The following is a 26,098-nucleotide window of genomic DNA, read 5'->3' as shown; positions in this document are numbered from 1 at the left end:
CTACCGAGCCGAGCAGAGAGCGACATGATTGTTCTCAACTCAGTCCGACACGAAACAAAGACCGAAAGGCAGGTTCAAAATGAACAAGACCCTTACCATCGTAGCAGCAACCGTTTTCATGGGTTCTACTGCTGTCGCGCCCATGGCCTTTGCGCAGAGTGCCACGACACCAGCAACGCCCGGCGCGACCACAACCGCTCCTGCTACTGCCCCAGCAACCGCGGCTGGCGGCATGTCCGAGACCTATCTGACGCAGCAGGGCAGTGATCAGCTGTCGGCCTCCAACTACATTGGCCAGAACGTCTATGCCGGTGACAAGAGCATCGGCGAGATCAAGGACCTGATCATGCAGCAGAATGGCGGCCTCGTCGCAGCTGTGATCGGCGTTGGCGGCTTCCTGGGCATGGGCGAAAAGAATGTCGCCGTCCCGGTCAGCAAGATCACCGTCACCCGCGATGCGCAGAACCCCGACAAGCTGCGTCTGACCACGACGGAAACCGCCGATACCCTGAAGTCGGCTCCGGAATTCAAGACGCTGTCGGATCAGAAGTCCAACGCGGCTTCGACGACGACAACGACGCCGGCTGCGCCGTCCAAGTAAGACAGTCAGCTGATCATCGTCCGGCATGATGCCGGATCAGCATTCTCAGGGAAAATGGTTTCCAGTTTCCCGTAAGGGCATGCTTGAAAAGCGAGATCAGACCGAAGCGGAGCCGCAAGGCTCCGCTTTTTTTGTGTGTGCATGCCGTGTTGACGCCGGGAAGCGTTATTTCGCGGGTACGTTTTCCGGCGTGACTTCAGCTGCTGCCACAGTGGCAACGAGCCGGCGGCGATGGCCGGAAACGTCAGCACCGGCATTCTTATCCATGAAGATATACGGTACGACCGCCGCCAGCGACAACAGCGCGACAATGGCAAAAGCCGCATGAAAATCGGCAAGATCCAGATGGCCGCCTGTCATCATAGTGCTGATTTCAAGCACGAAGGCAGCGCAGGCGACGCCGAGCGCCAAGCTGACCTGCTGCAAGACCGAAGCGATTGACGTGGCCTGACTTGCTTCGTTGTTGTCGATATCGGCATAACCCAACGCATTGGTCCCGGTAAAGAAGAAGGACCGGCAGAAACCGGCGAGCAGCAGGAAGAACATCAGCAGCGCATGCGGGGTCTGCGGCGTGAAGAAAGCGTTGAGCATGGTGGTTGCCGCGCCACAGACGCCGGCGATGATCAGCACACTGCGGAAACCGGCAGCGGCAAATACGCGGCGCGCCAGGAACTTGGTGGTGATGGCGCCGATGGCGCCGACAAAGGTGGTCATCCCGGATTCGAAAGGGCTCATGCCGAAACCGAGCTGCAGCATCAGTGGCATCAGGAAGGGAATGGCGCCAGCCGAAATCCGAAACGCCGTGCCACCGATCTGGGCGGCCCGAAATGCCGGCTTGCGAAACAGGGTGAGATCGAGCAGCGGCGCGGGATGCCGCTTGGCGTGGACTATGTAAAGGGCGCCACACAGCACGCCCAGCACCGCCGTGCCAATGCCAACCACCGGCGGCAGGGCCGGCAGGCTGATGACGGACAGGCCGAAGACGATGCCGGCTGCCGACAGCGAGGTCAGCGCAAACCCGCTCCAGTCGATCGGCGCGGTCTTTAGCCGCTCGATGTCAGGCAAAAAGATCGTCGACAGGATCAGGCCGAGCACACTGATCGGCACGTTGATGAGAAAAATCCAGTGCCAGGTGAAATAGGTGGTGATGAACCCCCCGACCGGCGGACCGGCGAGCGGGCCGACAAGGCCGGGAATGGTCAGGAGCGCCATGGCTGAGACCAGTTCTTCGCGCTTGGTGGTGCGCAGCAAAACCAGACGGCCGACGGGCGTCATCATCGCGCCGCCCATGCCTTGCAGGAAGCGAGCGGCCACGAATTCGAACAGCGAGCTGGACATGGCGCAGAACACCGATCCGACGATGAACACCGCCATCGCGGCACGGAAAATCTGCTTGGCGCCGAATTTATCGGCCATCCAGCCACTGACCGGGATGAAGATGGCGAGTGCCACCATGTAGGAAGTCAGCGCCAGCTTGAGCGTGATCGGCCCGACGCCGAGATCATGGGCGATAGCCGGAAGTGCCGTGGCAATCACGGTCGAGTCCATGTTTTCCATGAACAAGGCGACGGCCAGGATGAGCGGGACGATGCGATTCATAGCAGCACTCTTCAATCAGTCGGCAGCGAAACCTGCAGATCATGGCCGGGAGCAACACCAACAGGAGTGAAACCGGCGGCCGGTAAGCATAGCATCGAGACGCCCTCGATCGCCCATAAGGGCTTGCTTTCGGACACCTGATTAGTCCCCTCCCCTCTATCTTACAATCGTTATCGTCCCGATAAGAGTAGCGATCACGTACACGTTATGGGCATTGACAGACCCGCCCCTACCCCTACCTCTTGGGGCTGTACGGGGAGTTTTACCATTGAGGGAGGTTGCAATGGTTTCAATAGACAGACGAACACTGATCGTGGGGTCGGCTCTGTCAGCACTGGCCGCGCCAGCGTTGATAACACGGGCTGCCTTTGCGCAAGCGGAGACATCGATGGATATCAATCACGCCATGCCACCTGAGACGAACCGGTTCCAACTCGGCGATTTCGAAGTCGTCGTCATCAAGGACGGCGCACGCGTCTCTGACAAGCCGGGCGAAACCTTCGGTACCGACCAGAAGCCGGAGACGGTGTCGGCGCTGCTGACCCAGAATTTCCTGCCAGCCGATAAATTCGTCAACGGCTTCTCGCCCGTGCTGATCAACACCGGAAAAGACGTGATCCTATTCGATACCGGCATGGGCGAACAGGGCCGCCCCAATGGCATGGGCCGTCTTTCCGAAGGCATGATGGCCGCCGGCTATTCGCCTGAAGACGTGACCATCGTCGTACTGACCCATATGCATGGCGATCATATTGGCGGGCTGATGGAGAAGGGCAAACCGGCCTTTACCAAGGCGCGCTACATCGCCGGCCAGCGCGAATATGATTTCTGGACCGATCCGGCACGGGCCGGAACCCCGGCAGAGGCCGGACAAAAAGGCGTGCTGGCCAATGTGAAGCCGCTGGCCGAGAAGACCACCTTCCTCAGCGACCAGGGCGGCGATGTCGTCTCAGGCATTCGGGGCGAGGCAGCGTTTGGCCATTCGCCCGGCCATATGATCTTCCACGTCGAATCCAAGGGCAAGCGCCTGCTGCTGACTGCCGATACCGCCAACCATTTCGTGCTGTCGCTGCAGCGGCCGGATTGGGAAGTGAAATTCGACATGGACAAGGCCAATGCTGCCGCTACCCGCAAGCGGGTGTTCGATATGGCCGCCACCGAGCGTGTCGCCTTCCTCGGCTATCACATGCCCTTCCCCTCGGTCGGCTATGTCGAAAAGCTCGATACCGGCTATCGCTTCGTGCCGAAGAGCTACCAGTTCGATCTGTAAGCGGCTCCGTCCGTCAGTTATTTTCAGGCCGTGCGCATCCGCGTGCGGCCTATCTTTTTTGTGAGAAGAAGTCCTTGAGAAGCGCCGCCGCATCCGCCTCGCCGATGCCGGAATACACATCCGGCGCGTGATGGCAGGTGGGCTGGGCATAAAAGCGTGCGCCGTGCTCGACGCCGCCGCCCTTTTCATCGGATGCGCCATAATAGAGACGGCGGATGCGGGCAAAGGATATCGCCGCCGCGCACATGGTGCAGGGCTCCAGCGTCACATAGAGGTCGGCCCCGGCCAGCCGCTCATCGGAAAGCACGGCAGAAGCGCGGCGGATGGCGAGGATTTCCGCATGCGCTGAAATGTCGTTCAGCGCCCGGGTCTCGTTGCCGGCGCGCGCAATGATCGCGCCGTCCTTGACCACGACCGCGCCGATAGGCACTTCCCCGCGCGCGCCGGCAAGCCGGGCCTCTTCGAGGGCCACATCCATGAAACGAGTCGTCGGCATCACAATGGGCGAACTTTCCACTTAACCAAGCCTTCGCGAACTGATAGGACACAGCAAACGACAGGCAAGCAAAAAATGACCGATAAAGAAAAGTTCAAGCGGCCGGGCAGCAAGCCCGCAGGCCGCCCCTTCAAGGCATCCGCCGACAAAGCCGGCAAAACCGGACCGAAAAAGCCTGATTTCGCACAGAAATCAGCCGCGAAATCCGAGGCAGCACCGCGCAAGAGCGCGGCACCGGCATCCGCCGGCGAGGACGTGCTGAAGCCCGAGCGGATCTCCAAGCTTCTGGCGCGCGCCGGCATCGCCTCGCGTCGCGACGTGGAGCGGATGATCATGGAAGGCCGCGTTGCGGTCAATGGCAAGGTGCTTGATAGCCCGGTGCTGAACGCGACACTCGCCGACAGAATAGAAGTCGATGGCGAGCCGATCCGTGGCATCGAGCGCACAAGGCTCTGGCTCTATCACAAGCCATCAGGCCTGGTGACCACCAATTCCGATCCCGAGGGTCGCCCGACCGTGTTCGAAAACCTGCCGGCAGATCTGCCGCGGGTCATGTCGATCGGCCGGCTCGACATCAATACCGAGGGCCTGCTGCTCCTGACCAATGACGGCGGCCTCGCCCGGGTGCTGGAACTGCCGACCACGGGCTGGCTGCGCCGGTACCGCGTGCGCGCCTATGGCGAAATCGATCAGGTCAAGCTCGACACGCTGAAGGACGGCATTGCCGTCGACGGCGTGCTCTACGGCGCCATCGACGCCGTGCTCGACCGCGCCCAGGGCCACAATGTGTGGATCACCATGGGCCTGCGCGAAGGCAAGAACCGCGAAATCAAGAACGTGCTGGGTGCGCTTGGCCTCGAGGTCAACCGGTTGATCCGGATTTCCTATGGTCCGTTCCAGCTCGGCGACCTGCCGGAAAGCCAGGTGCAGGAAGTGCGCGGCCGCATGCTGCGCGACCAGCTCGGCCCGCGCCTGATCGAAGAATCCAAGGCCAATTTCGACGCGCCGCTCTATTCCAACGCCCCTGGCGAGGATGACGAAGCCCCGGTCGCCAAGCCGAAGGCCAAGGCTGACGAAGGCAATTGGAAGAAAGAAACCCGTGCGCCCAAGCCACGTGGCTTCGATAACCGCGAGGATGCCCGCGAAAAAGCGTTGAGCCGGCTCGATACCCGCCGCGACGGCGCCAAGCCCAGCTTTGGCAACAAAAGCGGTGGCAAGCCAGGCTTTGGCAGCAAACCCGGCTTTGGCCGCGATGACGATGCCGGCAGCCGCGATGGCAAGCCGAAGCGCATGCCGCTTGGCCAGAGCCGCACCGCCAATGTCTGGATGGCGCCCGGCGCCCGTCCCGTTTCGGAAAAGAAGGCAGCCAGCGAGGAGGCCAAGAAGAGCGGCGGTCGTGGCCGTCCCGATGGCGCGCCTCAGTCCAAGCGCTATGGCCGCACCAAGGATGGCGCGCCGACCAAGGCGCTGACGCGTCACGATCCAGACCGGGCACGCGCGGCCTATAGTGATGACAATGCTCTGCGCGTCCAGGTCAGCCGTGCTCGCGACGCCGAGGGCGAATGGATTCGTGCTGAAGGCCCGGACACCAAGCCGCAGGGCGGCCGTGGCAGTCGGGATGGCGGGCGTGATGGTGGTTTCGGTGGCAAGCGCGACGGTGCAGGTTTTGCCGGAAAGCGCGATGGCGCAGGCTTTGGCGGCAAGCGGGACTTTTCCGCAAAGCGCGAAGGCGGCGAACGCAGCGCGCCTTCCGACCGTCCATCGCGTGGCCAATGGCCTTCTGACCGCGAACGGGGTGACCGGGACCGTGGAGGCGATCGCGCAGATCGTCCGGCCCGCAGCGACCGGCCCTATTCCGGCCGGCCAGCCGGCGAAAGAGCCGAGCGGCCAACCGGTGACCGTCCCTATGACGGCCGGCCGAAATCGCGTGCTCCGTCTGGAGACAAACCTTCTTTCGGCGGCAAGCCTTCCTTTGGTGGCAAGCCGGCGGGTAAGTCCTCGTTCGGTGGTAAGCCGTCTGCGGGTGGAAAGCCGGCCTTTGGTGGCAAGCCATCCTTCGGCGGTAAGCCGGGTGGTAAGCCCAGCACCGGTCGCGGCCCCTCGCGTGGTCCGTCTTCGGGTCCGCGTGGCCCGTCTTCGGGTCCAAAAGGCAAGAGGTAAGCCGGCATGCGCATCGTCGGTGGAGAATTTCGCGGGCGAAGCCTTGCCACGCCGAAAACTGACGCGATCCGGCCGACCATCGACCGGACCCGCGAAAGCCTGTTCAACATCCTGATGCATGCGCATCCCGACTGCCTTGATGGCACAAGGGTGCTCGACCTGTTCGCCGGCACCGGTGCCGTCGGGCTCGAAGCCCTGTCGCGCGGCTGCCGCTCGGCGCTTTTCGTTGAAAACAGCGTCGAGGGCCGTGGCCTGCTCTGGCAGAATATCGACACACTCGGCCTGCATGGCCGCGCCAAAATCCTGCGCCGTGATGCCACCGATCTCGGCTCGGTCGCCAATATGGAGCCGTTCCACCTGCTGTTTGCCGATCCGCCTTATGGCAAGGGTCTTGGCGAAAAGGCCCTTGCCGCCGCCCACCAGGGCGGCTGGCTGATGCCCGGCGCGCTGGCGCTGCTCGAAGAGCGCGCCGATGTGATGGTTCAGGTGCCCGAACCGTTCACGCTGCTCGAAGAACGTATCTTCGGCGATACGCGCATGTCGTTCTTTGCTTACAAGCCGGCTTGAAACGGCGATGCAATATCTTAAATGCGGTGCGGTATAAGCGATCCGGAAAGCCAAAATTTGCTTTCCCGTTGTTATAGAAGAACAGAGTCAGCATGTGCCGGTAGCGATGTCCCATTGCCCGGCAAACAGATCTTATAAAGCACCCACTTGCCCGTTTTACCGAATGGCGGGCTTGGAGAAGAAGGTTCGTTTTCCATCATGCCGCAGGAAGCCCCAGCCCATCAATCCCTCGTCGAGGCGCGGTCAGCCACGCCCACGGTCGCCGTAGCGCTTGGCGCCGGTGGTGCGCGCGGGCTCGCGCATATCCATGTGCTGGAAGCGCTTGAGGAACTCGGCATCGAGCCTGTCGCCATCGCTGGGTCCTCGATCGGCGCGATCATCGGCGCCGGCAAGGCGGCCGGCATGTCGGCGGCGGAAATGCGCGACCACGCGCTGGAAACGGTCGGCAAGCGCAATGAAGTGTTCAAGCGGATCTGGGGCCTGCGCCCGCCGACCATGCGCCACGCTATCGGCGGCTTCCGGCTTGGCCAGTTCAATCTCGAACGCATCCTGCGCGCCTTCCTGCCGGACCGGATTCCCGACGATTTTTCGGCGCTCGGCATACCGCTGAAGGTTATCACGACAGATTATTACGGTCATTGCGAGCAGCTTTGCGAAGAAGGCGACCTCTATCAGGCGCTTGCCGCCTCCGCCGCCATCCCGGCGCTGTTCATGCCTGTGATGCTGAATGGCCGGCTGATGATCGATGGCGGCATCTTCAACCCGGTGCCCTATGAACATCTGCTCGGCCTTGCCGATATCGTCATCGGCGTGGATATCGTCGGAGGACCTGTCGGGACCGACGACGTGCCGAACCGAATCGACAGCCTGTTCGGCGCTTCGCAATTGATGATGCAATCGCATCTCGCGCTCAAACTCAAGCTCGGCCCGCCCGCGATCTTCCTGCGTCCGCCAGTCAACGGCTTCGGCGTCATGGACTTCATGAAGGCAAGGCAGATTTTCGAAGTGTCGGAGCCCGTCAAGGACGAGGTCAAGCGGGCACTCGACGCGCAGTTCGCGCTGCTTACGGCCTAAATAGAAATCGCCGCCCTAAGCCGCGTCGTCCCGCTCCTTCACCTCATCCCGCTCCGCATCGTGGCCGCGCTTGGGCTTGACCAGCGGCTCCGGCTGAACAGGCCGGTTATAGAGCATATGCGACCCGGCCCTGATACCTTCGACCGCCTGGATGCGCAGTCGCTCCTCGTCACGGCGGCGGATGTCGGCTTCGATATCGGCGGCCATATCCTCGGCAACGCCAAGCGCCTCGATGGTCTTGCGCCCGAAGGTCAGGCCTGACTCCACCGTTTCGCGCAATTCGTATTCGACATTGCGAGCCCGAAGCGACAGGCTGTGGATGCGGTCATAGGAGCGCACGAACAGCCGCGCCTGCGGGAACTCGGCCGCCACGAGATCGACGATCCGGTCGGTGACCTCGCGTTTTTGCGTACAGATCGCCACGACCTTGGCTTTTTCGATGCCGGCGGCGCGCAACATATCCAACCTTGTGCCGTCCCCGAAATAGATACGGAAACCGAAGGAGGCTGCCTGGCGGATACGGTCAGCGGAATCGTCGATGATCGTCACGTCGCGGCCGCTGGCCAGCAGAACCTGGGCGGCGATCTGGCCGAAACGGGAAAAGCCGATCATCAGCACATCGGAACCGGCTCCGTCGAAATCCTCGTCGAGTTCTTCATGCTGGTCGCGGCGCGTCAGCAGCCGTGACGATAGTGCGGCAACGACGGGCGTCAGCGCCATGGTCAGCGTCACGATCGAAATCATCAGCGATGCCGTGGCGCTGGAAAACAGTCCGGCAGAAACCGCCGTGGTAAACAGCACAAAGCCGAATTCGCCCCCCTGCGGCAGGATCGCGGCAATGCGGATCGCATCGTCATGGTCGGACCCCGCCAGCCGGCAAAGCCCGTAGATGCTGCCTGCCTTGATCAGCATGATCAACGGAACTGCGGCAGCCAGCAGCCAGAGATTGTCAAGAATTACGTCGAACTGCACCGACAGGCCGACGGCCATGAAAAACAGCGCCTGGAGAATGCCGCGGAACGGTTCGATATCCGCTTCCAGTTCATGGCGATACGACGATTCGGCCAGCATGACGCCAGCGAGGAAGGCGCCCATGGCCATGGAGAGGCCAACAGCCTGCATCAACATGGCCGACCCGAGCACGATGAACAGCGCGGCGGCAATCATCACTTCGCGGGCGCCGGTGCGGGCCATGATCTGGAACAGCGGGTTCAGCACATAGCGGCCGGCAAAAATCATCGCCAGCGTCGCGGCGACAGCCACGCCGATATCGATCCACAGGGAGCCGGGCGCCGGGGCTGCCTGGGCACCCAGAATGGAAATCAGCGCCAGCAGCGGCACGATAGCGAGATCCTGGAACAGCAGCACCGAGAAGGTGCGTTGGCCGTAACGGCTGTTCATGTCACTGCGGTCATTGAGGATCTGCAGGGCAAAGGCGGTTGACGATAGCGACAGGCCGAAGCCGGCCACCACGGCGGCGCGCCAGTCCATCAGGTTGAAAGCAAGCGCTGCCCCGGTCAGCAAGGCGCCGCCGACGAGGACCTGGGCCGTGCCGAGGCCAAAGATATCGGCACGCATCTTCCACAGCGTCGAAGGTTTCAGTTCCAGCCCGATGACGAACAGCAGGAAGACGATGCCAAGTTCGGCAACCGAAAGGATTTCCTCCGCACCCGTTATGATATGGGCAAGCGGTCCGATCACAGCGCCGGCGGCCAGATAACCCAGCACCGTGCCAAGGCTCAGCTTTCGGAAAATCGGGGCGGCAACGACAGCACCGCCCAGAAGAACCAGGGCCTCGGTAAACAGCAGGGTTGGTGCGGTGCTCATGCGGGGTCTTTCCTTTGCAGAGCTTTGATCGCAGATATCAGCGTCAAGCTCATTTCATTCCACGACCTTGGTGGCCGTCTCTATGTTCGCCCTGTTTATGTCCGAACGACAATCATTCAAACACAGCCGATTGTCGGGGTCTTGCACAGATCGACCGCTGCGCCCTTGATGCCTGACGTAATGCACAATAAATGGAGGTGACGAGAAAGGCCAAGCCATGTCATCTGAAAATTCTTCCGAACATCTGCTGTCGCGTGCCCACCAGCTGGTCGAACTGGCCAAAAAGGCTGGTGCCGATCAGGCGGATGCCGTCGTGGTGCGTTCGCGTGCCCGCGCTGTCAGCGTCCGTCTCGGCAAGGTCGAGGATACGGAAGCCTCCGAAAGCGACGATTTTTCGCTGCGGGTTTTCATCGGCAAGCGGGTCGCCTCGGTCTCGGCCAATCCCGGCTTCGACTTGAAGGCCTTGGCCGAACGGGCCGTGGCCATGGCGAAAGTCTCGCCGGAAGATCCCTTTACAGGCTTAGCCGACGAGGCCGATCTTGCCCGCTCCTATCCGGATCTCGAGCTTTATGACGCAAGCGAAGTGTCCACGGAGACGCTGCGCGAGACGGCGCTGGCCATGGAAGAGGCAGGGCTTGCGGTCAAGGGCGTGAGCAATTCGCTCGGCGCCAGCGCCTCTGCCGGCATGGGCGGGCTGGTGCTCGTGACATCGCATGGCTTTTCCGGCAGCTACCAGGGCTCGCGCTTTTCGCGCTCGGTCGGGCTCATCGCCGGCGAAGGCACCGGCATGGAGCGCGATCACGATTTCGACAGCCATCTCTATTTTGCCGACCTGGATAGCCCGGAAGAGATCGGCCGGCGCGCGGGTGAGCGCACGGTGCGCAAGATCAGTCCCCGCAAAGCCGAAACGGCCAAGAATGTCACCGTGGTCTTCGATCCACGCGTGGCCCGCGGCTTCGTCGGCCATATCGCTGGTGCCATCAATGGTGCAGCGGTCGGCCGCAAGACCTCCTTCTTGCGCGACAGGATGGACCAGCAGGTGCTGAAATCAGGCCTCAACATCACCGACAACCCGACCGTAGTGCGCGGCTCGTCGTCCCGTCCCTTCGACGGTGAAGGCGTGACGGGCCAGCCGCTTGTGATGATCGAGGACGGCGTGCTGCGCCACTGGTTCCTGTCGACATCGGCGGCTCGAGAGTTGGGCCTGAAAACCAATGGCCGTGGCGCGCGCGGCGGCACCTCCGTCTCGCCCTCCTCGTCCAACCTGGCGCTGGAGCCGGGCACGATAGCGCCGAAGGATCTGATCGCCAGTATCGGCACCGGTTTTTACATCACCGACATGATCGGCCATGGGGTTGACATGATTACCGGGGATTACAGCCGTGGCGCGTCCGGCTTCTGGATCGAAAACGGTGAGTTGACCTATCCGGTTTCAGAAGTGACGATCGCCTCGAACCTGAAAGACATGTTCATGGCAATGACGCCAGCCAGCGACATCGACCGCAAATTTGGCGTGGCCGCGCCGACGCTTGCCATCGAAGGCATGACGATTGCCGGCAAATGAAATGCAAGCAAGTGAACCGAACCAGGGACCATAAAGGGTGAGCAGCGCAAGCGACATGCCGGATATCAAGGCCGATCTCGACCTCATCGCCGAGGCCGCACGGCTGGCCGGTCAGATTGCGCTCGGCTTCTTCGGTGCCGATCCGGATGTCTGGTGGAAGAACGAGGGCCGTTCGCCGGTCAGCGCCGCCGATTATGCGGCAAACAGCCTGTTGGAAAAGCTCCTGCGCAGCGCCCGCCCCGACTACGGCTGGTTGTCGGAAGAGACCGATGACGATGAAAGCAGGCTGTCCCGCGACAATGTCTTCGTGATCGACCCGATAGACGGCACCCGCGCCTTCCTGGCCGGTGAGAAGACCTGGTGCGTATCCGTCGCCGTCGTGCACAAGGGCCGGCCCGTCGCAGCCGTCCTGGAAGCGCCGGCGCTGGGCGAGACCTTCCTGGCTACGGCGGGTGGCGCCGCACTTTTGAACGGCGCGCCGATCGCTGTCGCGGACCGCCTGCCCCATGAAAGCCTGCGGGTGGCAACGCCAGCCGAATTGCTGAAAGCCTTCCGCGACGGCATCCGCGACCGGCTGGAGCGGGTGGCGCATATTCCTTCGCTCGCTTATCGGCTGGCGCTGGTGGCCGATGGACGGATCGATGCGACGCTGGTCATGAAGAATTCCCACGACTGGGATCTTGCCGCTGCCGACCTGATCCTGGAGCGCGCCGGCGGGGCGCTCACCGACATCCACGGGCGGCCGCTGATGTATAATCGTCCGCAGGTGCGCCACGGCCATCTGCTGGCCGGATCGAACGCCGTGCTGCCGGAACTTTTGGCTACCTTTTCGACCGGGCCGGACACGGCGCGCTAGAATGTACCAAGCCCAATTCCCGGCTGCCGCCAAAGCAGGACCGGATCGGCCAGACCGGTTGACCTTGCTGTGAAAATCAAGCAGATGACTTAGGCGGGAGGAACAGGATGGGAAAGACAAGATGACCGAGACAAGCGACAAGAAACAGCTTCTGCATCTGGTATTCGGCGGCGAACTCAGCAGCCTTACCGATGTTCAATTCCGCAATTTGCAAGAATTGGACATTGTCGGGATCTTCCCGGACTATGCAAGCGCGCTGACGGCTTGGAAAAGCAAGGCACAGCAGACGGTCGACAATGCCCATATGCGTTATTTTATTGTGCATATGCATCGGTTGCTGACGCCCGGCGAGCAATAAGCGTAATATGGTGTGGTGCCGTCGGTGCTGGCCCCGCACCATGATGGTATGCGCATAAGCACGCTGAATGAACGGCCCAAGCCAGATGGCAAGGTGCCGGCAGCGTATTTCAAGGTTGGAGATGGATGAGCGCACTGGCACGCATCGCACTGACCGCCTATCGCTGGGCAGGGGTCGCAGCCTTTCCCTGTGCAGGGCTGTTTTTGTCCATCCGCGCCGCCAAGGGCAAGGAAGATCGCACGCGCAAGCTTGAGCGGGTCGGCTATGCCAGCGCCGACCGCCCGCGCGGACCGCTCGTCTGGGTCCATGCCGCCAGCGTCGGCGAGATGATGGCGGTGACGGCGCTTATGCGCGAATTGCGCCGCTGCGACATCAACGTGCTGCTGACCACGGGCACCACGACCTCCGCCCAGATTGCCGGCGACCGGCTGCAGGACGGCGTCATCCATCAATATGTGCCTGTTGACGCGCTGCCTGGCGTGCGTCGTTTTCTCGATTACTGGCATCCTGACCTGATGATCGGGGTGGAATCGGAGATTTGGCCGACGACGCTGCAGGAATTGCACGACCGGCAGATCCCGCAAATCCTGGTCAATGCCCGGCTGTCCGACCGCTCCTTTGCCCGCTGGCAGCGCCATCCGACGGTTGCCGCCTCGCTGTTTTCAAAGCTGGCGATGGTGGTGGCGCAATCGGATCTCGATGCCGAGCGGTTTCGCGATCTCGGCGCCTGGCCTGTCAGCATGTCCGGCAATATCAAGGTCGACACTGATGCGCCGGCCTGCGACAGCGCTCTGCTGGCCAGCTATGAGCGGCAGATCGGCCATCGCAAGGCCTGGGCGGCAATCTCCACCGCCGAGGGCGAAGAGAAGATCGCCGCCATGGTGCATCGGGCTCTGAAGGCCCATATGGGCCAGCTGACCGTCGTCGTGCCGCGCCATCCAGACCGCGCCGATGCGATCGAGGCGATGCTGATCGAGCAGGGCCTTGTCGTCGCCCGCCGCAGCCGGGACGACCGGATCACGCCTGAAACTGATGTGTTTCTCGGCGATTCCATCGGTGAGATGGGGCTCTATCTGCGGCTGACCGACATAGCCTTTGCCGGCCGCTCGCTCATCAAGGATGGCGGAGGCAGCAATCCACTGGAGCCGGCGGTGCTGGGTTGCGCCGTTCTCAGCGGCCCGCATGTGGAAAATTTCCGCGAAAGCTACCAGAAACTGGTGCGCCACGGCGCAGCGAGGGTAGTGCGCGATGCCGAAACGTTGGCAAAGGCCGTGCATTTCCTGATGAACAATCACGTCGTACGCCACAAGATGGCCGATTCCGGCATGGAGGCGGTACAGGATATGCGCGGTGCACTGACCTCCACCATCAAAGCGATGGAGCCCTATATCAATCCGCTGACCGTCAAGGCACGTCTCGAACCGAAGAAAGCGGCCGGCGAATGACGGATGTGATCATGCCAGGACAAATAAAGGGTATTTTGTTCGATAAGGACGGCACGCTGCTGGACTATGATGCCAGCTGGGCGCCGGTAAACCGGCAATTGGCACTGATGGCAGCCGATGGCGATGCCGTGCTTGCCGAGCAATTGCTGTCCGCCTGCGGCATGGACCCGGAAAGCGGCTATGTGGTGCCTGACAGTCTTCTAGCCGCCGGCAATGCCCGCGAGATTGCCGAGGGTCTGGCGCAGGCCGGCTCGCCCTTCCCTGTCGAGCATCTGACGGTGGAACTGGACACGATCTTTGCCAATGCCGCTGCTCTCTCCGTGCCGGTTACCGATCTCTTGGCGCTGTTTACCCGGCTGAAGGCGTGCGGCCTGAAGCTCGGCATCGCCTCCTCCGACAACGAGCGGTCGATTCGGGCCATCGTTTCCCGCTTCGGGCTTGAAGGTCATGTGGATTACGTCGCCGGCTATGACACAGGCTTCGGCTGCAAGCCGGAACCCGGCATGGTGCACGGCTTTTGCGACGCGACCGGGCTTGCGCCGCATGAAGTGGCGGTGGTTGGCGACAACAATCACGACCTGATGATGGGCCGCAATGCAGGCGCCGGGCTTGCCGTGGCGGTGCTGACCGGCACCGGATCACGGCTGACGCTGGAAGCCGGCAGTGATTACTGCCTCAACGATATCACCGAACTGGAACGGATTCTGGCGTGAAGTTGCAGGCGCCTGCTTTCTGGTGGGAAAAGCCGGGTTTCAAAGCCTGGGCCTTGTGGCCGCTGTCCTGCCTCTATGGCAGCATTGCCGGCCGGCGCATGCGCGGCACCGGCGCCTATCGCCCTACAATACCTGTCATCTGCGTCGGCAATGTCACGCTTGGCGGCGCCGGCAAGACGCCGACGGCGCTGGCATTGGCCGAGGCCGCCAAGGCCATGGGTCTGATCCCCGGCTTTCTCAGTCGTGGCTATGGCGGCAAGATCCGCAAGGCGACAAGGGTCGATCCCTCAAAGCATGGCGCTGATGATGTCGGTGACGAACCGCTGCTGCTGGCTGAACAGGCCATCACTGTCGTTGCCAGACGCCGCGCCGAGGGCGCGCGCGAACTGGAGCGCCAGGGCGTCAATCTGATCATTATGGATGACGGATTTCAAAGTGCCCAGATCCGCGTGGATTGCGCCGTTGTTGTCACCGACAGCTACAAAGGCGCCGGCAATGGCATGACATTCCCGGCAGGGCCGCTGCGGGCGCCACTGAAGCTCCAGGTGCAGGCGCTCGACGTCATTCTGTTGGTCGGCGATGGCGATGGTGCGACGCCGCTGGTGCGCCAGGCGGCGCGGATGGGCAAGCCGGTGCTGAATGCACGCCTAAGCCCCCTGCCCTCAGCCGATGTGCCGGATGGTAGCCTCAAGGGCCGTGCCGTGCTTGCCTATGCCGGCATTGCCGATCCGGAAAAATTCTTCCGCACGGTGCGCGAGGTCGGTGCTGAAATCGCTATCGCCAGAGGATTTGGCGATCATCAGGCGCTGTCGCGCCAGGAGATCGACGATCTCATCGCCACCGCGCAAGCCCGGAATTTGCGGCTGGTCACCACCGCCAAGGACCGGGCGCGGCTGCGCGGCAACCCACTGCCTGCGGCTCAGACCCTGCTTGCGCAGTCGAGCGTTATCGACGTGGCGATGCGATTCAACGACCCCGCGGCCGGACAATGGCTAATCCGGCAGGCACAGGACCGGTTTGCAAAAACGAGATAGCCTGCTTTAACGCTTCTGGTTGGGCAGATTGCCGGCGCGCTTTTCTGCCTCCAGAGAGGCTGCGGCATCGACATAGGCCTCCTGGCGGTCGACGCTCCAGTATTTCAGCTCGTCGATGGTGATCGGTCGGCCGGTGATGGCGCAGACGACATAGGATCCCGGGAAGGTGATCTGAAAATCCGCATCCAGATATTTGACCGTGGCCTCGCGATTCCCACGGCTTTCGAACCTGTTCATGGACGTGATCCTAACTCTTTTCTTGGTCTTGCTGCGAAACATACCGCTGCCTATCAATGCCCCTAAAGCCTACCGCATAAATCCTTAAATCGGAATCGATTTACGGGTAAATTATGCAGCAGATTTTAAGTGCGACAGCAGCGTCTATAAAACGCACGGCTGTCACTCGATCAAGCATCAACTACGGCCGAACAACCGCTCTATATCCGATAGTTTCAACTCAATATAGGTAGGCCGGCCGTGATTGCACTGGCCGGACCCCGGGGTATCCTCCATTTTGCGCAGCAGCGCATTCATTTCCTCGACGCGCAGCAGCCGACCGGAGCGAACAGAGCCGTGGCAGGCCATGGTGGCAGCCACATGTTCCAGCCGGGCAAACAGGCTGTCGGCGGTCTGCCACTCCGCGATCTCGTCGGCCAATTGTCTGACGAGGCCCGACACATCGACTTCACCAAGCATGGCCGGCGTTTCGCGCACGGCAACGGCCCCCGGACCGAAACGCTCGATGGCCAGCCCCAGCCGGTCCAAGGCTTCGGCATGCTCCATCAGCCGGTCGCAATCTTCTTCCGGCAGGCTGATGATTTCAGGAATGAGCAGGCCCTGGCTCGGCAACCGCCGACCGGTCAGCGCCTTGCGCATGTCCTCGAACACCAACCGTTCATGGGCGGCGTGCTGGTCGACGATCACAAGCCCATCGCCGGTCTGGGCGACGATGTAATTGGCATGCACCTGCGCGCGGGCAGCACCGAGCCGGAAGGCACCACTTTCCGTTGGTACGGCCACGGGCTCCGCAATCTCCGACACAGTGGCATGCCCATCGGCGCGGGCCGCAGGCATGGCCAGGGTATCGAACCGGGCCTGACCGCCCTCAAGCGGCCGGTTTGGCGATCTGTCGAAGCTCCAGTCTGCCGATGGGCCCGGTCTTGCACCATAGGGTCTTGCGCCATAGGGCGGCGCTGGATGGCTGGCGCCGGATGATCCGCCTCGTTCGCTGAAGCCATCGGCAAAGCCACCACCACCAAAGCCCGGCCGGAAGGCGCGCAGCATGGCGCCAGCGCCCGCCGTGGATGCCCGGTCACCTTCGCGGGCAAGCGCCTGCCTGACAGCACCGACAATCAAGCCGCGCACCAGACCCGGATCGCGAAAGCGCACATCCGATTTGGCAGGGTGGACATTGACGTCTACAAGTGCCGGATCCACCGTCAGCGACAGCACCGCCACCGGGTAACGGCCATGCGGTACGGTTTCGGCGTAAGCGCCACGGATGGCCGAAAGGATCAGCTTGTCCTGCACCGGCCGACCGTTGACGAAGGCGTATTGATGAGCGGAATTGCCGCGATTGAAGGTGGGAATACCGGCAAAGCCGCCGAGATGCACATCCTCACGTTCCGCATCGAGCGCAATGGCATTGTCTCGAAATTCAGCGCCGAGCACCTGGGCGATGCGGGCGAGATGGTCATCACCGGTCGAGGGCAATTCCAGCGTCGAGCGGTCGGAACCTGACAGCACGAAACGGATCTGCGGAAACGCAATCGCCAGCCGCTTGACCATTTCGGTGATCGCGGCAGCCTCTGCACGCTCGGTCTTCAGAAATTTCAGCCGGGCCGGCGTTGCAAAGAACAGATCGCGCACCTCGACGACCGTGCCGGGATTGCCGGGTGCCGGCCGTACCTCGCCGACCTTGCCGCCTTCGATCGCGATCTGGTAGGCGCTGGCGCTGTCAGCCCTGCGGCTGGTGATGGAAAGCCGCGCCACCGAGCCGATCGAGGGCAGCGCCTCACCGCGAAAGCCGAGGCTTTTGATATCCATCAGCGGATTGGAGTCCAGCGCCGCACTCAGCTTGGATGTGCAGTGACGGCGCACGGCAAGCGCCAGGTCCTGATCGCTCATGCCGCAGCCATTGTCGGTGATGCGCAGCAACGCCTTGCCGCCGCCTGCCGTGGCGATCTCGATGCGGGTTGCTCCGGCATCGATGGCGTTTTCGATCAACTCCTTGGCGGCGCTGGCCGGCCGTTCGATCACTTCGCCGGCGGCGATCTGATTGATCAAGGTTTCCGGAAGCTGCTTAATGGTCATCTGCACATTGTCGCCAATTGTCGTTCCAGAGAAAAGCCCTGCCGTCGGTTCTCAACGGCGATCTTTCCGGCATTGAGGCTCCCGTCATTAAGGGGGCATTAATCGAATACCAATAGGTTTAATTCAACTTTAATCGTTTTTTGATCCTGTCTTGCATACGACAAGATCGAGCTCAATTGTTCTGCTTGCGCCTGGGCAACCTGTTACGGGCCGCGCGTACAAGAGATGGTCGATCGGCTTGGCGGGATCGAGCGCATACGCCGACATGAAAGCGGGATGCGGGCAAGGCAGTGAAGACGGAGACCGGTGGCGATGGAGGAAACCACCTGTCTCAGCGGTGACCGAGGGCATGACAGCCCAATGTCAGCGTAAACATCAAAAAGTTAAAGTGGCTGCATAATACTACCGCCGGTCGATTCCAGTCCGGAAGATCATGCAGTAGGGTTTCCTGCATAGTTCCTTAAATCAAAATCGATTTAAGGCAAAAATTATGCAGCAGATTTGAAGTTTTACAGCGTCCCGACTGCGTTTTATGAACACTGTGGGGCTGCGGTAATGTCGGTAGAACGATGCGGCCGATGCTGATCTTGAACGAGATGCAACGCCTTGGAGGCGACCATGCACAAGCAGCCGGGCGATAGGCCAGCTTCGGACAGGACAAGAGCCAGCGCGCTTGTTCTGGAACATAGTCTTCTAGACGCGGTCTGCGATGCGCAGGGCAGCGCTCTTATGGTTGTCGACCGCGACGACCTGCTGGTCTATGCCAGCCCTCAGCTTTTGCATTTCTTTGAAATTCCGGACTTTTATTTGCAGGCCGGCACCCGGTTGCGAGACTGCCTGGGCGCGATTTACGACCATTGCATCCGCTCGCTTCTGGCGCCGAACCCGCCATCGCGCGAGGAATGGCTGGCCGAACGGGTCGCTGCCCACTGGCGCGAACGGTTCGAAGCCTTCGACCGCACGTCGAAGAAGCGCATCGTCAGGCTTCTCAACCGTCGCCTGCCCAATGGTTTCGGCATCTGCGCGATTTCCGATGTCACCGAGCAGAAGAAGCGCGAAGAACAGTGGCGCTCGGATCTTGAACGCGTCGAGGTCACCGAGGACATTCTCGATAACCTGCCGCAACCGATCATGGTCTGGGACGAGCGTAACATCGTCGTCGGCATCAACAAAGCCTTCGCCGCCATGACGGGTCGCAGCGAAGAAGCCATCCTGGGCTGCCCGGCCGCAGAGGTACTGGAAGGCCGGTTCCTGACGAGCCTTAGGCAGGCCGAACAGCAATTGGGCTGCAAGCGTTTCGTGCGGATTGCCGACCCTGCTTCGTCAGATGCGACGACCGCTGCCTACATCAACCGGATAGGAAAGGCCGAGCGTCCGTTCACCGCGGTAACCTTCGTTCATATCGACGGCGCCCCACATCTGCTGCGTGGCATCATGCCAGCCTCGACCCACGAGACCAGCAAATCGCCTGTCGTCGGACATGCTGATCACAGCAGGCATGCCAGCCGGATCGTAGATACCGATCTCGTGGCCATTCCGGCATCGTCAGTATCGCCGATTGGCGCTGCAGATCGGCGCATGCGGGTTGCGATTGCAAGCAGCGATACGGTTTTCGTGGCCAATGCGTTGAGCGTCCTGCCGCGGCAGGCAAGCGATCACTGCATTGTCGAAAGCCCGTATGAATTGCAGGCGCTGATTGAACTTGCCCGATCTGCATCACTGTCGATCGATCTGATTGTCAGCGACGGAGTGTTTTTCTCCGGCAGGCGGGACTGGGACAGCATCGCGACCCTTATAGCCGACCGTGGAACCGTCGCGCATCGGCTGGACCGCCATCTCAGAGCGACACCAGGGGTGCCGGCAACTGCGGATCGCAGCGTCCGCGAACCTGAAGCCGCGGGCCGCGCCAATGCCGAAATTCTCGTCGTTGAAGACAATGAAGTCAATCAGATCGTCTTCTCCCAAATTCTCGAAGGGCTTGGCCGCAGCTACAAGCTGGCGGTAAACGGTGCAGAAGCACTTGCGATCTGGCAGGCCGACCGCCCAGCCATCGTGCTGATGGATATTTCGTTGCCTGATATCAACGGCATGGATGTCTGCCGGCTTATGCGGCAAAGGCAAAAGCAAGGCGAACCACGCGCCGCCATCGTCGGCGTGTTGGTGCCTGCTTTCGATCACGACCGCGAGCGTTGCATGGAAGCGGGCATGGACGACGTCATCGTCAAGCCGCTGAGCCCCGACATGATCGAGACCCTGCTCGACCGGCACTTGGGCCTGCGGCCTACCGCAGACGCGCGACGTTTCTGAAGCTGGCTCCGCGGAGAATCGACGGAGATTACATTTACCCACAAGCTCGGGTACACTTATCCCTTCACCAGAAGCCTTACCGCGAACTCGGATAAAATATGCAGTAAATCACGGGTGAGAATCCACAGTCATGCAGTAGCCAACCGCTAGAAATTTATTAATTTTTGATGCCCATGGTGATCGCGTGAAGCATGACTTTTTTTGGGATAATGAATGGGTGCGGCCAACACCATAACGCCTGAGGTCGAGCACGGAGAGGCCAAGGGCTTCACCGATTTGCTGACGGGGCTGGGCAACCGTTACCGGTTGCAGGATAGGTTCCGTAGCCTGTCGTCGGAGCGTGCGCTCGACCCTGCGCCTTTTTCGGTGGCACTGGTCAATCTCGACGGCTTCAAGCCGATCAACGACCTGTTCGGCTCGGAAGCGGGCGATGAAATTCTGTGCCAGGTGGCGCATCGGCTCAAGGCCTGCATTCCCGACGGCGCCATGGTCACCCGTCATGACGGGGACGAATTCGCCGTGGTCCTGCCGCTCGTCTTCGAACAGATCGGCGCAGAGCGGATCGGCAATCTCATCAAGGACGTTTTGTCGGCTCCATACGATCTCGGCGACCGCAATGTGCGGCTGTCGGCTTCGCTCGGCTTTGCCATCTATCCTTTTGCCGGCAGCGATTTTGAAACGCTGATGAAAAGTGCGGAAACCGCGCTTTATCGCTCCAAACGACGCGGGCGCGGCCAGATTACCGTCTATTCCCGCGAAATCGCCCAGGAAATGCGCCGCTCCACCCAGCTGGAGCAGGCACTGCGCAACGCTATCATCAACGACGCCGTCGATACGCATTTCCAGCCGATCGTGTCGCTTGCCGATGGCAAGGTGCTGGGCTTCGAGGCTTTGGCGCGCTGGATCGATCCCGATCTCGGCTTCGTTTCGCCGGCGATCTTCGTACCATTGGCCGAAGACAGAGGCTTTATCGACACGCTGTCGGAAACGCTGCTGCGCAAGGCGGCGGAAGCTGCCCTTACCTGGCCGCGCGAGCTGTTCCTGTCCTTCAATCTCTCCTCGGTACAGTTGACCGATTCCAGCACGGCGGCGCGCACGCTCTCGATCGTCAACAGCGTCGGGCTCGACCCCTCGCGGCTGGAACTTGAAATTACCGAAACCGCCGTGATGAGTTCCGCCGACATGGCCGGCCGGATCATCGCCGAGCTGCGCCAGGCCGGCGTGCGCATCTCGCTCGACGATTTCGGCACCGGGCAATCGAGCCTCGGCCGGCTTCGCGAATTCACCTTCGACAAGGTGAAGATCGACCGCGCCTTCGTCTCTGCGATCACCACCGACACCACATCAGAACATATCGTGCGAGCGATCATCACTATGTGCGAAGGCCTAAAGCTGCATGTGGTGGCCGAAGGCATCGAAACGCTGGCGGAAGCAACCCGGCTGCAGGCGCTAGGCTGCACCATGGGACAGGGCTACTATTTTGGCCGCCCGGCGGACGCCATGGCGACGCTGCGTTATTTGTCGCGTCAATATTCCGACTTCGCCGGCCGCCGCCAGTCGTCACCGTTTTCCAGCTACTAATCCTGACAGATTCCCTGGCTATTGCGGCCGCTCGCAAACCGCCGAGAGCTTATTGCCGTCGGGATCTCTGACATAGCAAGCATAGAAGTGAGCGTGAAACGGCCGCAAGCCCGGCGCACCTTCATCCGAGCCGCCATTCGCCAAGGCCGCCGCGTAAAAAGCAGCGACATCAGCCCGGCTTGCTGCCTCAAGCGCAATCATCGATCCATTGCCGACGGTGGCCCCGGGCGGCCGTCATACGGCGTGACGACCCAGAGACGGCAACGTGCGTCAGATGCCGCCGCATAGCCGATTTCGTCTTCTTTGGTGACGCGGCGGCTCAAGCCGAGCACGCCTAGGCAGGCGTCGTAGAAGCGCAAGGACCGCTGCAAATCACTGGAGCCGAGGGTGATATAGAGCAGCATTGACCGTCCCTTTCATGCCATTCCGAGCCCCCCAGGTTTTTAGTCCTGATCCTCGTCTGCCGTCGCATCCTCGCGCGGATCGTAAGGCATCGGGCCTTCATCCTCCGCCTCATGACCAAGCGGTCGATCGCTGCGCCGGCCCTTGAAGCCCTTAGCAAGCAGGAACATCTCCACCGATTCCTGACGCGATGACGCGGGCTTGATATGGATGACCTGCTTGAAATTCTGCTTGAGCATATTCAGCAAGTCTTTTTCCGTCCCGCCCTGGAAGGTTTTCGCCAGGAAATGTCCGCCCTCGGCCAGCACTTCCACGGCAAAATAGGCGGCGACCTCGCAGAGATGCATAGTGCGCAAGTGGTCGGTCTTCTGATGGCCGGTCGTCGGCGCCGCCATGTCTGAAATCACCAGGTCGGGCACGCCGCCGACTGCTTCCATCAGCATCGAAGGTGCCTGCGGATCGAGAAAGTCGAGCTGCAGGATTTTAACCCCCGGCAGCCGGTCCATCTCCAGAAAGTCGATGGCGGCAACCCGGACGTCCTCATCCGTCGATCCCGTGACATTGGCGGCGATCTGCGACCAGCTGCCAGGGGCGGCGCCAAGGTCGATGATGCGGCGGGCGCCTTTCAGGATGCTATGCTTCTCGTCGATCTCCAGCAGCTTGAATGCGGCGCGCGCGCGGTAGCCTTCAAGCTTCGCCCGCTGCACATAGGGATCGTTGATATGCCGCTCCAGCCAGCGCCGTGACGAGGCCTTCAGCTTGCCCTTCTTGACCTTCTGGCCGAGTTTGCGCCCGGTGCGGTTACCGCCGACAGGTGGTTTGGTCATCTTCTGCTCAACTTTGCTTGGCGGACCGGCCGGCAAATTTGCCTGGCTCGACCGCCCTTTTACGTAAAAGCACTCCTAAAGGAAATGCTCTCTATCACTTCGCCACATTCCCGATTGGCAAAACCGCTACGCACTTTTCCTGGGAATGCACTTATCTGTCACCGTTTTCCCGGTTGGCAAAACCGCTACGCACTTTTCCTGGGAATGCACTTATCTGCCACCGCATTCCCGGACGGAAAACCGCTACGCACTTTTCCTGGGAATGCTTATCCCTTCCCCGGTCCAGGCTTTGCCTGATGCCGGCGGCCGCGATTGCGTCGCCAGACGCCGTCATCGGCCATCATGTCCGTCAACAGCCCTTCCCTCAAGCCTCGATCCGCCACTCGCATGCGGCTCGACGGCCAGCGCCGGCGGATCGCTTCGAGAATGGCGCAACCGGCCAAAACCAGATCCGCACGATCAGGCCCGATGCAGGGATTGGCCGCCCGGCTTTGATAATCCCAGGACAGCAGCTTGGCCTGCATGGCCGAGACCTCGTCATCGCTGAGCCAGAGCCCATCGACCCGGCGCCGATCATAGCGCGGCAGATCGAGATGCACGCCGGCGAGCGTGGTGACCGTGCCCGAGGTGCCGATCAGATGGAAATCGACATCAGCAGGCGAATGGCCGAGTGCTTCGACGGAGGGGCAGTCGAACTTGTCGAGCATGCCTGCCACTTCGGCAATCATCGCCTCGAACACGGCAGGCGAAACATCGCGACCGCCGTGGCGTTCCGACAGGGTGACGACCCCGACCGGCAGCGAAGTCCAGTGGGTGATATGGTTGGCGAGCCGGCTGGACCTGTTATCACCGATGCGGATAACAGCGATTTCAGACGAGCCGCCGCCGATATCAAACAACACGACGGAACGGGTCTCGCGCCCAACCAGCGACGAGCAGCCGGACACAGCGAGCCGGGCTTCCGTCTCGCGGTTGATGATTTCAAGTTCGAGACCGGTCTCGGCACGCACCCGCTGCAAGAATTCTTCGCCGTTTTCCGCCGCTCGGCAGGCTTCGGTTGCAATCAGCCGCTTGCCGCGCAATTCCAAACCATGCAGCTTGCTGGCGCAGACTTTCAGCGCCTCGACCGCGCGGTCCATCGCGTCCTGCGACAGCCGGCCAGTGGCGGCCAGCCCTTCGCCCAGACGCACGATGCGCGAGAAGGCATCGACGACACGGAACTGCCCGGGCCGGGTCGGCTGGGCAATCAGCAGTCGGCAATTGTTGGTTCCGAGATCGAGCGCCGCATAGAAATCAGCGGGATGATCCTCCCAGGCCCCCTGCCCGGCCGGATGGGCTTGCGCCGGACCATGATGGCGGGCCGGATGATGGCCACGCCCACTCCCGTGCGCCCCATGGCCATGGTGGCCCGTGTGGTGGCCGGCATGATTGTTTGGATGATGGCCGGACTGAACACCGTTCTGCCCGTGCCCCCCTTGGCCATGTCCCCCTTGGCCGTGACGGCCGCGGCCCTGAGACGGCGACACCGCGCTCGCGTTCTGGCCGTCACCGGCAGGAGGGCAATAGCTGGCCGATGGCGGCCGGGCATCGACGCTACGGCCAGGCTGAAGAGGACGCACCTGCGCGCTCTGCTTGCCACGGTTCTTGCGGCGTTTTCGACCCGGCTTCTTGGCGCCTGGAAACAGACCTTGCGGATTGTCGGCATCATGGCCCTGACCGGAGATGTTCCGATTCGAGCGTTGCTCGCTCCCCTCGGCCTCAGCAGACAGGGCAGATAACCCATCATGCACACCACGACTGCCAGCAGAGGCAGCCGTATCACGCCGGCTCTCATCCGTTGTAAGACCTGATTGCGAAGAAGCCGATCGAAGCCCGCCATCGGGCCGCAAATCAGACCCCTCAGGCCCCGGCTTGCTGCCATGGCCCTTCCTGCGACGCTTACGCTTGCGGCCCGCAGTCTGCGGAGCCGGGTGCTGATTTGAGCTTATGGAACGTCGATCCGGCGCGGCCTCAGCCGTCCGGTCCTTCGCCACGGGATCAAGCGTTGTGGGATCGGCCGCTACGGCACCAGGACCTGGCCCGGCTTTCCGCCCCTTACGCTTGCCCCTGCCGCGCCTGGAGGACTTGGCCTCGGCACGGTTAGACGTCGACGCCCCGTTTGCCGGCGGAAATCCGCCATTGCCAGGGTCTACCACTGATGTCTTCCATAGCGCCGCGCAAGATCCGGTCTGGCCTGAGACAGAGCTCCGTCCCGGCATGCCGCTGGCGATCCTTAGATTTTCGTTGGTAAAATTGTAGCAGGCCCCGCAAGCTTCTCCAAACGGTTTTTAACCACACCGCCCACAGCAACCCGCACCAACCTCACGCCAACTCAAACATCCACCTACGGTCCCGAGAGGGACACAGCCAAAAACCTGCTAAAGCCTTTCCATTCAACGCTTATTTTCAAGTCTACATTTTTTTGGAAAAAGGGTGTTGCAATCACCCGGCATTTGTTTATAAGCCGCATCCATCAGACGGCAACACGCCGCCCCTGCTGGGGAATAGTTCAACGGTAGAACGACGGACTCTGACTCCGTTAATCTTGGTTCGAATCCAGGTTCCCCAGCCAATTCTCTCTAAAAGCCCTGAATTCCTTGATTTTCCAGTCGTGCCGGATAGTGTTTTGGCATCATTGGCGACCTGATGCCCAGAACTGTAGCCCACAGGTGATGCCCACGCGAGTTGCGCGCGGCGGCAACGCCGGTGGCAGGCATGGGCAACAACCTCATGGCGGTCTGCCACGACGTCGAAAACCTCACCCGCTGCGGCAATATCTTCTATTGGCGCGCGCGCCTCAAACGCTTTCCAGCAACCCGATGATCAAGTTCGCGATGCTCTCCTAAAGGTAGGATCGGAGAAAGGCTGTTGGGCAGCGCGGCTCCCAATCTCGGCCAGTTCCCCCCCCTCAGCTTCCGACAACCAGTCGGAACCCTTAGCGCAGGTATTGATGCAATACAGAGTAAAGCAAAATCACCGCCAACGATAACGCCATGACGAGGATTATCCGCCTGTTTTGTCCGCGCACCTCATGCGGTTCCGGCTGCTTTGCGCCGCAACGCGGA

20 protein-coding genes, 1 tRNA gene and 1 pseudogene are annotated in these 26,098 nt (G+C 61.5%); 14 read left to right on the top strand and 8 right to left on the bottom strand.

Going from position 1 to position 26,098, the window contains the following annotated elements:
- Positions 1-79: 79 nt before the first annotated feature.
- On the top strand, positions 80-601 hold the full coding sequence (locus tag BJF91_RS02415) for a PRC-barrel domain-containing protein (RefSeq protein ID WP_075612901.1): 522 nt from the start codon (positions 80-82) through the stop codon (positions 599-601).
- 165 nt (positions 602-766) lie between these two features.
- Here BJF91_RS02415 and BJF91_RS02410 read toward each other — a convergent pair whose 3' ends face one another.
- The gene (locus tag BJF91_RS02410) at positions 767-2,200 is read right to left on the bottom strand and encodes an MFS transporter (protein ID WP_075612900.1); all 1,434 of its coding nucleotides are present in this window, start codon (positions 2,198-2,200) and stop codon (positions 767-769) included.
- Positions 2,201-2,483: 283 nt separating this feature from the next.
- Between BJF91_RS02410 and BJF91_RS02405 the strand changes: the two genes are divergently transcribed.
- The gene (locus BJF91_RS02405) at positions 2,484-3,470 is read left to right on the top strand and encodes an MBL fold metallo-hydrolase (protein WP_075612899.1); all 987 of its coding nucleotides are present in this window, start codon (positions 2,484-2,486) and stop codon (positions 3,468-3,470) included.
- Between the two features lie 49 nt (positions 3,471-3,519).
- Here BJF91_RS02405 and BJF91_RS02400 read toward each other — a convergent pair whose 3' ends face one another.
- On the bottom strand, positions 3,520-3,969 hold the full coding sequence (locus tag BJF91_RS02400; protein WP_184412733.1) for a nucleoside deaminase: 450 nt from the start codon (positions 3,967-3,969) through the stop codon (positions 3,520-3,522).
- A gap of 72 nt (positions 3,970-4,041) precedes the next feature.
- Here BJF91_RS02400 and BJF91_RS02395 point away from each other — a divergent pair, with 72 nt between their 5' ends.
- From BJF91_RS02395 to BJF91_RS02385, 3 genes are all read left to right on the top strand, one after another.
- The gene (locus tag BJF91_RS02395) at positions 4,042-6,126 is read left to right on the top strand and encodes a pseudouridine synthase (RefSeq protein WP_075612897.1); all 2,085 of its coding nucleotides are present in this window, start codon (positions 4,042-4,044) and stop codon (positions 6,124-6,126) included.
- A 6-nt stretch (positions 6,127-6,132) separates the two neighbouring features.
- On the top strand, positions 6,133-6,693 hold the full coding sequence (gene rsmD, locus BJF91_RS02390; protein ID WP_075612896.1) for a 16S rRNA (guanine(966)-N(2))-methyltransferase RsmD: 561 nt from the start codon (positions 6,133-6,135) through the stop codon (positions 6,691-6,693).
- Positions 6,694-6,891: 198 nt separating this feature from the next.
- On the top strand, positions 6,892-7,767 hold the full coding sequence (locus BJF91_RS02385; protein WP_075612895.1) for a patatin-like phospholipase family protein: 876 nt from the start codon (positions 6,892-6,894) through the stop codon (positions 7,765-7,767).
- Positions 7,768-7,782: 15 nt separating this feature from the next.
- Here the strand turns inward: BJF91_RS02385 and BJF91_RS02380 are convergent, their stop codons facing one another.
- Positions 7,783-9,594 (bottom strand): monovalent cation:proton antiporter-2 (CPA2) family protein, encoded by a 1,812-nt coding sequence (locus BJF91_RS02380; RefSeq protein ID WP_075612894.1) that lies wholly within the window; start codon positions 9,592-9,594, stop codon positions 7,783-7,785.
- 217 nt (positions 9,595-9,811) lie between these two features.
- Here BJF91_RS02380 and BJF91_RS02375 point away from each other — a divergent pair, with 217 nt between their 5' ends.
- The 6 genes from BJF91_RS02375 to lpxK all read left to right on the top strand — a co-directional run bounded on the left by BJF91_RS02375 (position 9,812) and on the right by lpxK (position 15,564).
- Entirely contained in the window at positions 9,812-11,158 is a 1,347-nt protein-coding gene (locus tag BJF91_RS02375; protein ID WP_075612893.1) for a TldD/PmbA family protein, read from the top strand.
- A 55-nt stretch (positions 11,159-11,213) separates the two neighbouring features.
- Entirely contained in the window at positions 11,214-12,014 is an 801-nt protein-coding gene (locus tag BJF91_RS02370; RefSeq protein ID WP_075612892.1) for a 3'(2'),5'-bisphosphate nucleotidase CysQ, read from the top strand.
- 121 nt (positions 12,015-12,135) lie between these two features.
- On the top strand, positions 12,136-12,372 hold the full coding sequence (locus BJF91_RS02365) for a DUF4170 domain-containing protein (protein WP_075612891.1): 237 nt from the start codon (positions 12,136-12,138) through the stop codon (positions 12,370-12,372).
- A gap of 125 nt (positions 12,373-12,497) precedes the next feature.
- A complete protein-coding gene (gene waaA / locus BJF91_RS02360; protein WP_075612890.1) occupies positions 12,498-13,817 on the top strand; it encodes a lipid IV(A) 3-deoxy-D-manno-octulosonic acid transferase in 1,320 nt (439 codons plus the stop codon).
- Positions 13,818-13,828: 11 nt separating this feature from the next.
- Complete coding sequence (locus BJF91_RS02355; RefSeq protein ID WP_075613074.1) at positions 13,829-14,530, top strand: HAD family hydrolase; 702 nt, start codon at positions 13,829-13,831, stop codon at positions 14,528-14,530.
- On the top strand, positions 14,527-15,564 hold the full coding sequence (gene lpxK / locus BJF91_RS02350; RefSeq protein WP_075612889.1) for a tetraacyldisaccharide 4'-kinase: 1,038 nt from the start codon (positions 14,527-14,529) through the stop codon (positions 15,562-15,564). The genes BJF91_RS02355 and lpxK overlap by 4 nt, the downstream gene beginning before the upstream one ends.
- 6 nt (positions 15,565-15,570) lie before the next feature.
- Here lpxK and BJF91_RS02345 read toward each other — a convergent pair whose 3' ends face one another.
- Both BJF91_RS02345 and mutL read right to left on the bottom strand, forming a co-directional pair.
- Positions 15,571-15,801, bottom strand: a complete 231-nt coding sequence (locus BJF91_RS02345) for a DUF2093 domain-containing protein (protein WP_015915055.1) — start codon at positions 15,799-15,801, stop codon at positions 15,571-15,573.
- Positions 15,802-15,978: 177 nt separating this feature from the next.
- Positions 15,979-17,877 carry a DNA mismatch repair endonuclease MutL gene (gene mutL / locus BJF91_RS02340; protein WP_075612888.1) on the bottom strand — a complete coding sequence of 633 codons (1,899 nt, stop codon included), beginning with the start codon at positions 17,875-17,877 and terminating at the stop codon, positions 15,979-15,981.
- 618 nt (positions 17,878-18,495) lie between these two features.
- Here mutL and BJF91_RS02335 point away from each other — a divergent pair.
- Both BJF91_RS02335 and BJF91_RS02330 read left to right on the top strand, forming a co-directional pair.
- Positions 18,496-20,184 (top strand): response regulator, encoded by a 1,689-nt coding sequence (locus BJF91_RS02335; RefSeq protein WP_083943055.1) that lies wholly within the window; start codon positions 18,496-18,498, stop codon positions 20,182-20,184.
- A gap of 213 nt (positions 20,185-20,397) precedes the next feature.
- A complete protein-coding gene (locus tag BJF91_RS02330) occupies positions 20,398-21,765 on the top strand; it encodes a putative bifunctional diguanylate cyclase/phosphodiesterase (RefSeq protein ID WP_075612886.1) in 1,368 nt (455 codons plus the stop codon).
- Positions 21,766-21,783: 18 nt separating this feature from the next.
- On the opposite strand, the pseudogene BJF91_RS02325 reads toward BJF91_RS02330, so the two are convergent.
- The 3 genes and pseudogenes from BJF91_RS02325 to BJF91_RS02315 all read right to left on the bottom strand — a co-directional run bounded on the left by BJF91_RS02325 (position 21,784) and on the right by BJF91_RS02315 (position 25,189).
- Positions 21,784-22,169: pseudogene (locus BJF91_RS02325) on the bottom strand (VOC family protein).
- Between the two features lie 39 nt (positions 22,170-22,208).
- Complete coding sequence (locus BJF91_RS02320; protein ID WP_075612885.1) at positions 22,209-22,994, bottom strand: RlmE family RNA methyltransferase; 786 nt, start codon at positions 22,992-22,994, stop codon at positions 22,209-22,211.
- A gap of 266 nt (positions 22,995-23,260) precedes the next feature.
- Positions 23,261-25,189 carry a Ppx/GppA phosphatase family protein gene (locus tag BJF91_RS02315; protein ID WP_407639851.1) on the bottom strand — a complete coding sequence of 643 codons (1,929 nt, stop codon included), beginning with the start codon at positions 25,187-25,189 and terminating at the stop codon, positions 23,261-23,263.
- A gap of 342 nt (positions 25,190-25,531) precedes the next feature.
- On the opposite strand from BJF91_RS02315, the gene BJF91_RS02310 reads away from it, so the two are divergent.
- Positions 25,532-25,605 (top strand) — tRNA-Gln (locus tag BJF91_RS02310).
- The last annotated feature ends 493 nt before the right edge of the window (positions 25,606-26,098 follow it).

This window comes from Gillisella taibaishanensis (genome assembly GCF_001938985.1).
In the GTDB taxonomy this organism is placed as follows: Bacteria; Pseudomonadota; Alphaproteobacteria; order Rhizobiales; family Rhizobiaceae; genus Allorhizobium; species Allorhizobium taibaishanense.
Note: the sequence above shows the minus strand (reverse complement) of the source record. Positions and strands in the feature narration are given on the sequence as shown.